We start from the raw sequence: 10,234 nt of genomic DNA, 5'->3' as shown, positions 1-10,234 counted from the left end.
CCACAGCCGTGGTCAGCTGGCTGACCGCCGTACCCCCCGCCGGAACCTCCAGTCGGACCGTCATCGAGTACGAGACGCTAGGCGCCGTTGCCATGGCCGCTTTCCCCTGCTTTCCCTGATCATGTTGTGCTGGTGCGCGGCTCCGCGCGATGTTCGATCGTCCCACCTACCGATGGGTAGGCGGTAACCGGGCCCGGGTTCCGGAAAGTGGCTTTCGCCATACGGGCAGGACTTTGCGCACCCATGACGAAAGGGCGCCCTCCCCTTGAGGAGGGCGCCCTTTCGCGCCGTTAATGACACCGACCCGCCATGCTCGCCTCGCGGCAAGTGGTCGCTCGAAGCGACGAAGGTTGGGCCCGGGGGCTTGGATCGAGCCGGTGTCGTACCCAGGCTAACAAACCGTCGGCGAAAGGGATTCCCGCCGGGGAGAACGATTCGCCCCGGTGGTGGAACCGGCGCCGGAGTCAGTCCCGCAGCAGGTCCGGCACGCCGTGCTCGTCCGGGTCGTCCCGCTCCCCCGCCAGCACGGTCAGCCGCTGGGTAGCCCGGGTGAGCGCCACATAGAGCACCCGCAGGCCGGCCGGGGACTCATCGGCGATCTCGGCCGGGGTGACCACCACCGTGGCGTCATACTCCAGGCCCTTGGCCTCCAGACTGCCCAGCACCACCACCCGGTCACCCAGGCCCGCCAGCCAGCCGCGCGCCTCGACCCGGCGGCCCATCGGGACCACCACGCCGATGGTGCCGTCCACATCGGCGAGCAGGTGGCGCACCTCGGCGCGCACCGAGTCGCCGAGCTCCGCGCCCGCCACCGCGAAGCGCGGCTTCACACCGGTGGAGCGGACCGCGGCCGGGGACTCCATGCCGGGCATGGCCAGCGCCAGCACCCGGGCCGCCAGCTCGGCGATCTCCGCCGGGTTGCGGTAGTTGACGGTGAGCCGGAAGCGGCGGCGCGGGCGGGTGCCCAGCGCCTCGTCCCGGGCGACGGCCGCCTCGTCAGGGTCGGACCAGGAGGACTGGGCCGGGTCGCCCACCACGGTCCAGGTGGCGTGCCGGCCCCGGCGGCCCACCATCCGCCACTGCATGGGCGTCAGGTCCTGGGCCTCGTCCACGATGACATGGGCGTAGTCCCGGCGCTCCTGGGCCAGCCGCTCGGCGCGCTCGCGCCGCGACTCCTGGCGCACCGGCATCAGCTCCTCCAGGCCGGTGAGCTGGTCCAGCGGGTCCAGCTCGCGCGGCCGGCGGGGTACGGCCGGGGCGCCGAGCAACATCTGCAGCTCGTCCAGCAGCGCCACATCGTGCACCGAGAGCGGGCCGCGGCCGGCCGCGTCCAGCCGGGACAGCGAACGGGCCAGCAGCCGCACCTCGCGGGGCACCAGCACCCGGCGCGCGAAGCGGGCCAGCCGCCGCTCGTCGGCCAGCACCACCATGACCTGACGGGGCGTCAACTCCGGCCACCAGTCGGCCAGGAACTCGATAAAGGAGTCCTCGCCGGTGATGTCCTCGTCGAAGGCGGAACGGGCCTCGGCGGCCAGCTCCGGGTCGGTGTAGCGGCGGGGGCCACCCGCCTTGGACCACAGCGCGTCCAGGATCAGCCGGCGGGCCCGCGGGCGCAGCAGGTTGACCGGGGCGGTGCCGCCCAGCGCGGTCTGCCGGATGCGGCCCAGCTCGGCGGCGTCCAGCTCCACCCGGGCACCGAAGGCCACCACCCGCAGCCGCTCGGGGAGCCGGTCGGTCTCCAGCGCCCCGCGCACCGCCTTGCGCAGCACCTTGAGCATCCGCGCGGAACCCTTGATCCGGGCCACGGCGGGCTCGTCATAGGTGTCCGCCTCGGCACCGTCCACCAGCGAGCCCAGGGCCCGGATGGCCACCTGGCCCTCCTCGCCCAGCGAGGGCAGCACGCCCTCGGTGTAGGCGACCAGCAGCGGGGTGGGCGAGACGATCAGGATGCCGCCGGCGTAGCGCCGCCGGTCCTGGTAGAGCAGATAGGCGGCCCGGTGCAGGGCGACCGCGGTCTTGCCGGTGCCCGGCCCGCCCTCCACCTCGGTCACCGAGGCGGCGGGCGCCCGGATCACCAGGTCCTGTTCGGCCTGGATGGAGGAGACGATGTCCCGCATGGTGTGGCTGCGGGCCTGCCCCAGCGCGGCCATCAGCGCGCCGTCGCCCACCACCGGCAGCGCGGCCCCGTCCAGCGTGGTGGTCAGCTCCGGGCGCAGCAGGTCGTCCTCCACGCCCAGCACCCGGCGGCCCTTGGAGCGGATGACCCGGCGCCGCACCACCCGGCCGGGCGCCACCGGGGTGGCCCGGTAGAAGGGCGCGGCGGCGGGCGCCCGCCAGTCGATGACCAGCGGGGAGTAGTCGGAGTCCAGCACGCCGAGCCGGCCGATGTGCAGGGTCTCGGCGATCTGGGCCCGCTCGTCCCGCACCGCGTCGTCGGCGGGGTCGACGGAGGTGTACGCCCCGTCCGGGCCCTTCTTGCCGTCCTTGCCGCGCAGCAGGTCGATGCGGCCGAAGAGGAAGTCCTCGAACTCGCTGTTCAGCCGGTTGAGATGGACCCCGGCGCGGAACACCTGGGCGTCCCGCTCGGCGAGCGCCCCCGGCGTGCCCACCTGGCCGCGCTTGGCGGCGTCGTCCATGAGGAACTCCGCCTCGTGGATCTTCTCCTCGAGACGCCGGTACACCCGGTCCAGATGGTGCTGTTCGGCACCGATCTCCCGGTCCCGGATCCCGTCCGGGTGCTCGGTGCTCCCGGTATCCGTCGCCACCTGCGCGCGTGTGGCGTTCTGCGCGGCCACCCAGGCCCCCTTCTGTGTGCGTAGGGCAGCCTTCAACCGTACGCGACCCGGGGTACCGAGCGCACCTGTCAGGACATGAGAGGTATGGCACCCAAGTCAGACGTTGACGGTGGCCAGATGCTGGCCATTGAGGGTGCGGATCTCGAAGCGGGCGATGTCATTGACCGGGAAGGCCGTGCCGCCATGGGTGTAGAGCGGCTCATGGCTCCATTTGTCGCCCTTGTCGGTGCCATAGCCGGAGGCGGGTACGGCCCAGGTGGTGACCGTCTGCTCCTGTCCGCTCTTGCTCACGGCCACCAGCCGGCACGTCAACGGGCCTTTGACATGGGTGAGTTTAAGGGCGACCCGGGTGCCCCAGGGCTTGCCCTCCAGGGAGACGGTGGCCTCCGCCTTGGTGGCCGGGTCCACGGCGCGGTACTTGTCGCCGTGCTCGTACATCTCCTGGGCCGTGGTGGGGTGCGGCTGTTCCTGTCCGGTGAACGCGAAGGTGGCCAGCGGCCCGGCGACGATCAGCGCGGCGGCCGCGGCGGCCAGCGAGCGGCGGCGGGTGCGCTGGGCGGAGCGGACCACGCTCACCCGCCGGAGCAGATCGCCCAGCGCCTCCGCCCGTGGTGGCTGCGGCGGGCCGGTCTCCCTGAGCTCGGCCAGCAGCGGGGTCACCTTCAGCAGCTGCTCCAGTTCCCCGGCGCAGCGGTCGCAGCCGGCCAGGTGTTCCTCGAAGCGGGCTGCCCCGGCCGGGTCGAGGACGCCAAGCGCATAGGCGCCCACATCCATATGGGCTGCCGACCCGTTCATGCCGTCACTCCTCGTTCCTGCAGCGAGAGCCTCATGGAGCGCAGGGCGTAGAAGACCCGGGACCGCACCGTCCCGGCCGGAACGCCCAGTACCTCGGCGGCCTCGCTCACCGTACGTCCTCTGAAGTAGGTCTCGATCAGAGCCTCTCTATGGGCCTGGGAAAGGTCGTCCAGCGCATCGGAGATCGTCATCAGGCGCAGCGCCCGGTCGATCTCGTCCTCCGCCGGGATCTGCTCGAGTGGGGCGGGATCCACCTCCCGGGGGCGGGCCTGGCGGCTGCGGTGGTTGTCGATGACGATGCGCCGGGCCACGGTCACCAGCCAGGGCCGTACGGAACCGGTGGCTCCGCGCAGCCGGTCGGCATTGCGCCAGGCGCGCAGCAAGGTCTCCTGGACCACGTCCTCGGCGCGTTGCCGGTCGCCCGCCACCAGGCGGGAGACAAAGGCCAGGAGGGCGGCGGCGTGCTCCTCGTACAAGGCCCGCATCAGCTCTTCGTCGGGGCCCGTCCTGTCAGCCACATCGGAATCCTTGCGCACGTCTTTCCCTCGGTCGATAGCGCGAAGCGGTGATTCCCGGAGCCCTTCTGCCGGTGAATACGGATCTCGGCGGAAATCCGCTCAGCCGCCGGGCCGGGAAAATCGTCCGGGAAAAATCACCCGGCACCGCTGAGCGGGAGCCGCCCGGCGCCCGTACGACTCCCCGACGGCCGGTGCAGGGGGCACCGGCTTTCCGGAGGGGGAATCTCCATGCAGCGCAGCAGTGTCGCCTTCGCCATCGGCACAGGTGTGGCCGCCATCGCGGCCGGCTGGGCCTTCGGCAATGTCCTGCCCGACGGCGACTCCACCAGGGCGATACGCACCGCCACGCACCACAGCGCCCTGACCGAGGTCAGCGACCCACTGGCGGCCTTAGGCACCGGACGCGCCGGGCGCGCCGGCACCGCCTACTTCGCCGCCGCTCTCAGCGGCGACCAGGAGGTGCCGGTCCCCGGCGGCCCCGCGACGGGCGACCGCGGCGGGCGGGCCGTCGCCTTGCTGCGGGTGCACGGCGACCAGGTGTCCTACGCCTTCTTCTTCCGCGGCATCGGGGCTCCCACCATGGGCCATCTCCATCAGGGGGTCCGGGGGCAGAACGGGCCGGTGCGGATCCCGTTCTTCCTGACCAGGCTGCCGGACGGCCGGACCTCGGCGACCGGCACCGTCCGGGTCACCGACGGCAGACTCCTCACCGACCTGATCGCCAACCCCGGCCACTCCTACGTCAACCTGCACACCGCCCGCTTCCCGGGCGGCGCCATACGGGGCCAGGTGCACCGGCTCAGCCGCCCGGCCGACCTGTCCGGCGCCCCGGGCGGCTTCCAGACCTCGGTGGTCGACGGCCGGCAGCTCTATGCCTGCACCCGGCAGCCGGACGGCACCTTCGCCTTCAAACGGAACGGCGTCCGGGCCACCCTGGACGGCGGTATCGGCCACTTCTTCGACCGGCCGGGCGGCGCGCCGCGCTGGCAGGCGGCGGACGGCTCCGAGATCACCGGTGTGCTGCTGGCAAAACTGCCCCATGGGGAGCGCGATGTGCCCGAACTCGACCTGGCTGCCCGCCAGTCGGGAGCCCGCACCGGTGTGCTGGCGCGCACCGGAGAAGTGCTGCGCCTCAACACCCGGGGCGGTAAGGCTCCTTCGGGCCCCTGCGACCCCTGGCGGCAGCCGCGGCTGGCGGTGCCCTACCGGGCGGACTACCTCTTTGTGAACAGCCTGCCGGCGGCCAACCGGCCGCTCAGCGCGTCCCGTTGAGGGCCCGGCGACGGTGCCGGGCCACCCGCTCACGGTTGCCGCACACCTCGCTGGAACACCAGCGGCGGCGCCGGCCTCGGGAGGTGTCCAGGTAGAGCACCGTGCAGGATTCGCCCTCGCACTGGCGCAGCAGTCCGCGCACCGCGGGGTCGGTGAGCAGCTCCACCGCGTCCCGGGCGACCAGCCCCACCAGGGCACCGCAGTCCGGGGGGCCGGCGAGGGTCCGTACCAGGCCGCCGTCGGCGCCCCGGACGGCGCGCAGTACGGGCGGGGCGGTGGAGGCGATGGCGTTGACCCGTTCCAGGTCGCCGTCGGCGGCCCGGCCGCCGGTTTCGGCCCGCACCACCCGGCGCAGCAGCTCGCGGGCCGCGTGGAAGCGGCTCAGCCAGCCGGCGTCCACCATCTCCAGTCCGGTGCCCGCCGGCACCGCGCCCGAGCCCAGCAGCCAGCGGCGCAGCCGCTCGGGGCTGGCCAGCCGGTCCACCGGTTCCTCGCCGGGCCGGCCGGAGACCGTGGCCACCAGGTCCAGACACAGCCGCCCGGAGTCGAACCGCAGGTCATGGGAGGCCGCCGCCATATGCGTGTCACCTTTCCCCGGTTTCCCGGTGGCGCCCGCTACTGGGAGGTACGCACCCCAGGGTGCCCGGCCCGGCGTCCGGCCGGAAGCCCCGGGGCGGCCGCCGGTTCCGGCGCCGGGCCCTTGACATCAAGCGCGGTTGAGGAAGCAGAGTCGCAGCCATGCCACGACTGCACACCATGCACCGCCCCGAGGCGGGCATCACCTTGATCAGCCGCTGGGACACCGGGACCCCGGAACGCTCCCGGACCGCTGCCGACACCCTGCTGGCCGGCTGGCCGAACCGGCCGGCCGGGGAGCTCTGGCAGCACATCTTTATCGACCTGGACGGCTCCGGCCTGCTGTTCTACTCGCAGTGGACCAGCGCCGAGGCACATCTGGAGTTCGCCCGCTCTCAGCGGGCCGCCGCCCTGCAGCCGGTGGAGGAGCTGGTGCCCGGCATCGAGCGGCCGGGGCTGAACCGCACCCGGCTGGGGCCCGGCGTGGTGCCGGACGCCGTGCGCGCCGCCGCCGTCACCTCGGTGGGCGTGCTGCCGGGCGATGAGGCGGTGGCCGCCGAGGCGGCGGCGAAGCTGGCGGGCGGGCCGCCGCCCGGGCTGCTGGCCGCGCACTTCCACCCGACCCTGGACGGCTCCCGGGTGGTGGTGGTCTCGGAGTGGACCGACCGGACCGCCCAGGACGCGGCTCCCGGTTTTCCGGGGGACGGGCCGGAGACCCGGTGGTACCGGCTGTTCGCCTCCGTCAGCCGGTAGGCCGTACCGCTTTCGGGCCGCGGGTGGCCGGCCGCGGCCCTTACCGGGCGCCCCGGCACCGGCGGCGCCACAGCACCGCACCGCCCAGCGCGGCCACCGCCGCGGCGCCCACCCCGGCACCGGCCAGCAGCACCGTCCGCCCGGAGGCCGCGTCGCCGGTGGCGCTGACGGCGGCGGTGACCAGCAGGCGCTCGGTCCGCTTCACCCGGCCGTGGTGGCTGACCACGGTCACCGGGTAGCTGCCCTGGTCCAGGCCCGCGCGGATGCGGGCGGGGCCGTAGAAGCGCGGGTCGTCGCCGTCCCCGGCCTTGCTGTCGTCCCGCTTCAGCAGCACCGGGTGCTCGAACGCCGGGGAGGTGGCGGTCAGTTGCTCCTCCTCGCCCGGGTCGGGCGAGGCGTCCCGCCACAGCACATTGACGGTTCCGCCGGCGCCCACCGTGTGCCGGGCGCGGGCCGACTCGGGGCGCCCGGCGGGCGTGAAGAACTCCGGGCCCCGCGGCCGGCCCAGATAGTCGCTGTCCCCCGGCTCGGCGGCCCCGACCTCCAGCGTCTTCTCCTGGATCCGCCGCCCGTCCGGCCCGGTCAGGGTGACCTTGTAGGTGCCGTCCTTGGCGTTGCGCGGCAGGGTCACCAGGCCGCTGAACATCCGCGGGTTGTTCCAGTGGCTGCCCTCGGGGTCGTGGGCCAGCCGCACCGGGCGGGCGAAGGCCGGCGAGGAGACGGTGAAGGTCTCGCCGCGCTCCCCGGGGTAGAGGTCGTCGAACCAGACCCCGAACTGCTCACCGGGGCGGATCACATCGTCCGGGGTGGTCACCTGGAAGGCGGGCCGCTGCGGCGCCTTGACCTCCACCCGGTCCTCGGCCACCACCCGGCCGCCGGCCCGCACGGTCAGCGGGTAGGAGCCGGGCCGTACATCCGTCCCCACCGCGGGCCGGCCGTGGTGGCCCCGGCCGCCGGAGTCCCGGTCGGTGTAGGGGGCCAGCCGCACCGGGTGCGGAAAGACCGGTGAGGAGACGGTCACCTCGCCATGGGCGCCCTGCACATCGATGTCGATCAGTTCGCCGGGCCGGTTGTCGAAGGCGCCGTTGAGCAGGACATGCACCCCGTCGCCGCCGTCCGCCGCGAGAGCGGTGCCGCCGCCTGTCAGCAAGAGCGCGCCGGTACCCGCCACGACCACGGCCGTCCGTGTCCAGTTCATCGCGCCACCCCCTTGTCACCGGATAAGAGGGGCCGGGGTGCCCCTCGGTTGCCCGCTTCCGGGCCGTATACGGCGAAGGCCCCACCGCCGGTAGCGGTGGGGCCTTCGCCTCACATGGGATCGAGTGGAGATGGCGGGAATCGAACCCGCGTCCAACGGTGCGGAACCAGGGCTTCTCCGAGCGCAGTTCGCTGCGATTTTCTCGGCCCCGGAGATCACGCGAACAAGTCTCCGACGGGCCCAGCCGCTGTTTGATTTCCCTCCAGGCCCCGCGACCGGGCCTAGAGGTTTAGTCCCCTAGCTGATGCCAGGATCCGGGTCGGGAACAGCCCCGGGCTGACACTTCGCAAGTCGCTACTTAGGCAGCGAGGGCGAAGGAATCGCGCTTGGTGTTGGCGATTATTGGTTTCGGCATATGGTTTACGAGATCATTGCCGCTTCCTCGGCTCGCTTCCCCTGCTTCGACATCCGCTGTCGAAACCGATCATCCCCATGTGGTGTTTTCAAAGAGCGCACCCCCTCAACGGGTGTGCGCCGCCCATCGTACGTGACCAACGCCCGGCGGGGCCAGCGCATTCCCTCCCCGGAGCTACCGGGGACTGCCGCGAGCTACCGGGCGGCGAGCGCCCTCTGACGCCGGCGGGCGGCGGCGATGGCGCGGTCCGACTCCCGGCGGTCCTGCTTCTCGCGCAGGGTCTGCCGCTTGTCGTACTCCTTCTTGCCCCTCGCCAGGGCGATCTCCACCTTGGCCCGGCCGTCCTTGAAGTAGAGGGCCAGCGGCACGATGGTGTGGCCCGACTCATCGGCCTTGGCGGCCAGCTTGTCGATCTCCACACGGTGCAGCAGCAGCTTGCGCTTGCGGCGCGCGCTGTGGTTGGTCCAGGTCCCCTGGGCGTACTCGGGGATATGGGCGTTGTGCAGCCATGCCTCACCGCCGTCGATCTGGACGAAGCCGTCCGCCAGCGAGGCCCGCCCCTGACGCAGCGACTTCACCTCGGTGCCGGTGAGCACCATGCCGCACTCATAGGTGGTCAGCAGGTGGTAGTCGTGCCGCGCCTTCTTGTTCTGCGCGACGAGCTTGCGCCCGCCCTCTTTCTCTTTCGCGTTCGCCTTAGCCATAAGGAACCCATTCTCGCACTACGACCCGCCCCCGAGGCCACCCAATACCGTCCGGGCCCGGTCCTCGGCATCGCCCTGGACCTCCAGGTCGGGGGTGATCCCCCGGCCGTCCACCGGGCGCCCGGATGGGGTGCGGTACTGGCCCACGGTCTGCTCGGCGACCGAGCCGCCGGGCAGGTCCCTGGGCATCTGCACCGAGCCCTTGCCAAAGGTGCGCGAGCCCACCAGCACCGCCCGGCCCCGGTCCTGCAGCGCCCCGGCCAGCAGTTCGCCGGCGCTCATGGTGCCGCCGTCCACCAGCACCACCAGCGGCCGTCTGGTGTCGCCGCCCGGGCCGGCCCGCAGGATTCTCTCCCGGCCGTGCACGTCATAGGTGGCCACCAGGCCGCCGTCCAGAAAGGCGGAGGCGGTGGTGACCGCCTCGGTGACCAGGCCGCCGGAGTTCCCGCGCAGGTCCAGCAGCACGCCCTCGCCGGGCGCCGCCTCCCGGACCGCCTCCCGCACCCGTACCCCGGTGCCCCGGGTGAAGGCGCCCACTCTGATCCGGGTGCCGGCCGCCCGGCCGGCGCGGAACCGGTCCGCGATCACGCTCTGGGTGTACAGACGCTCACGGCGGAGCGTCAGCCGGAGCACGCGCCCCTGGTGCCGCAGTACAAGCCGTACCGGGGTGCCGGCCTCGGCCGGCCCCGTGTAGTCGCCGCGCAGCCGGGAGACCACCTCGGTCACCGGGCTCCCGGCGGCCCCGGCCCCGTCGACCGTCAGCAGTTCATCGCCGCCGGTGATCTCCGACCGGCCGGCCGGGCTGCCGGCCTGGACGCCCTCCACCTCGATCCGGCCGTCGCCCCGGCGCCGCAGCGAGAGGCCCACCCCTACATAGGCACCGTCCAGGGTGCGCTGGAAACCCTGGTACTCCTCGGCGCTGTAGACCGCGCCCCACCGGTCGCCGCTCCGGCTCGCCGCGTCGGCGGACCGGCCGGCCGGTGTGCCGTCCACGGCGCGCAGCGGCACCGGCCGCGCGCCGGTCCGGCCGGCCGCGCTCCAGGAACCGGCGGCGGTGCCGGTCACCAGCACCCCGGCGAAGACCAGCGTCAGCGCCGCGCCACAACGGGCGCGGCGCCGGGGAACGTACCTGGCCGGTCCGGACATGCGCGTGAGTCTAGGCCACCGGACCGGCGCCGTACGGGCAGTTGACATACGGGAGTTGACAC

At 73.1% G+C, this 10,234-nt stretch carries 9 protein-coding genes and 1 other RNA gene; 2 read left to right on the top strand and 8 right to left on the bottom strand.

The features are described from left to right. Positions 1 to 464 precede the first annotated feature (464 nt). The 3 genes from ACIHFE_RS32740 to ACIHFE_RS32730 form a co-directional block, all read right to left on the bottom strand. A complete protein-coding gene (locus ACIHFE_RS32740; RefSeq protein WP_400112459.1) occupies positions 465 to 2,795 on the bottom strand; it encodes a HelD family protein in 2,331 nt (776 codons plus the stop codon). 96 nt (positions 2,796 to 2,891) lie between these two features. Then, on the bottom strand, positions 2,892 to 3,590 hold the full coding sequence (locus tag ACIHFE_RS32735) for an anti-sigma factor family protein (protein ID WP_400112458.1): 699 nt from the start codon (positions 3,588 to 3,590) through the stop codon (positions 2,892 to 2,894). Continuing rightward, positions 3,587 to 4,126, bottom strand: a complete 540-nt coding sequence (locus ACIHFE_RS32730) for a sigma-70 family RNA polymerase sigma factor (RefSeq protein WP_400112456.1) — start codon at positions 4,124 to 4,126, stop codon at positions 3,587 to 3,589. Before ACIHFE_RS32730 ends, ACIHFE_RS32735 begins: the two co-directional genes overlap by 4 nt. Positions 4,127 to 4,336: 210 nt before the next feature. Between ACIHFE_RS32730 and ACIHFE_RS32725 the strand changes: the two genes are divergently transcribed. After that, positions 4,337 to 5,380, top strand: a complete 1,044-nt coding sequence (locus ACIHFE_RS32725; RefSeq protein WP_400112454.1) for a CHRD domain-containing protein — start codon at positions 4,337 to 4,339, stop codon at positions 5,378 to 5,380. On the opposite strand, the gene ACIHFE_RS32720 is transcribed toward ACIHFE_RS32725, so the two are convergent. Continuing rightward, positions 5,364 to 5,957 carry a CGNR zinc finger domain-containing protein gene (locus ACIHFE_RS32720; protein ID WP_400112453.1) on the bottom strand — a complete coding sequence of 198 codons (594 nt, stop codon included), beginning with the start codon at positions 5,955 to 5,957 and terminating at the stop codon, positions 5,364 to 5,366. The two genes, ACIHFE_RS32725 and ACIHFE_RS32720, sit on opposite strands and share 17 nt — an antisense overlap. Positions 5,958 to 6,118: 161 nt before the next feature. On the opposite strand from ACIHFE_RS32720, the gene ACIHFE_RS32715 reads away from it, so the two are divergent. Further along, positions 6,119 to 6,709: a hypothetical protein gene (locus tag ACIHFE_RS32715; protein ID WP_400112451.1), complete on the top strand. Its 591-nt coding sequence runs from the start codon at positions 6,119 to 6,121 to the stop codon at positions 6,707 to 6,709. Between the two features lie 40 nt (positions 6,710 to 6,749). On the opposite strand, the gene ACIHFE_RS32710 is transcribed toward ACIHFE_RS32715, so the two are convergent. The 4 genes from ACIHFE_RS32710 to ACIHFE_RS32695 form a co-directional block, all read right to left on the bottom strand. Beyond that, entirely contained in the window at positions 6,750 to 7,907 is a 1,158-nt protein-coding gene (locus ACIHFE_RS32710) for a hypothetical protein (RefSeq protein WP_400112450.1), read from the bottom strand. A 122-nt stretch (positions 7,908 to 8,029) separates the two neighbouring features. Beyond that, positions 8,030 to 8,399, bottom strand: a transfer-messenger RNA (tmRNA) gene (gene ssrA / locus ACIHFE_RS32705). A 117-nt stretch (positions 8,400 to 8,516) separates the two neighbouring features. Further along, entirely contained in the window at positions 8,517 to 9,026 is a 510-nt protein-coding gene (gene smpB, locus ACIHFE_RS32700) for an SsrA-binding protein SmpB (RefSeq protein ID WP_400112449.1), read from the bottom strand. Positions 9,027 to 9,044: 18 nt separating this feature from the next. After that, positions 9,045 to 10,172 (bottom strand): S41 family peptidase, encoded by a 1,128-nt coding sequence (locus ACIHFE_RS32695; RefSeq protein ID WP_400112447.1) that lies wholly within the window; start codon positions 10,170 to 10,172, stop codon positions 9,045 to 9,047. Positions 10,173 to 10,234 lie beyond the last annotated feature (62 nt).

Origin of the sequence: Streptomyces sp. NPDC052396, from assembly GCF_044593195.1 — a bacterium.
Lineage (GTDB): Bacteria > Actinomycetota > Actinomycetes > Streptomycetales > Streptomycetaceae > Streptomyces.
The sequence above is the reverse complement of the archived record's forward strand: the minus strand, read 5'-3'. Positions and strand labels throughout refer to the sequence as shown.

Excerpts from the sequence above, each read along its gene's own strand:
- ACIHFE_RS32735 (WP_400112458.1), bottom strand. The coding sequence starts at position 3,590 with ATGAACGGGTCGGCAGCCCATATGGATGTGGGCGCCTATGCGCTTGGC.
- ACIHFE_RS32725 (WP_400112454.1), top strand. The coding sequence starts at position 4,337 with ATGCAGCGCAGCAGTGTCGCCTTCGCCATCGGCACAGGTGTGGCCGCC.
- ACIHFE_RS32720 (WP_400112453.1), bottom strand. The coding sequence starts at position 5,957 with ATGGCGGCGGCCTCCCATGACCTGCGGTTCGACTCCGGGCGGCTGTGT.
- ACIHFE_RS32715 (WP_400112451.1), top strand. The coding sequence starts at position 6,119 with ATGCCACGACTGCACACCATGCACCGCCCCGAGGCGGGCATCACCTTG.
- ACIHFE_RS32710 (WP_400112450.1), bottom strand. The coding sequence starts at position 7,907 with ATGAACTGGACACGGACGGCCGTGGTCGTGGCGGGTACCGGCGCGCTC.
- smpB (WP_400112449.1), bottom strand. The coding sequence starts at position 9,026 with ATGGCTAAGGCGAACGCGAAAGAGAAAGAGGGCGGGCGCAAGCTCGTC.
- ACIHFE_RS32695 (WP_400112447.1), bottom strand. The coding sequence starts at position 10,172 with ATGTCCGGACCGGCCAGGTACGTTCCCCGGCGCCGCGCCCGTTGTGGC.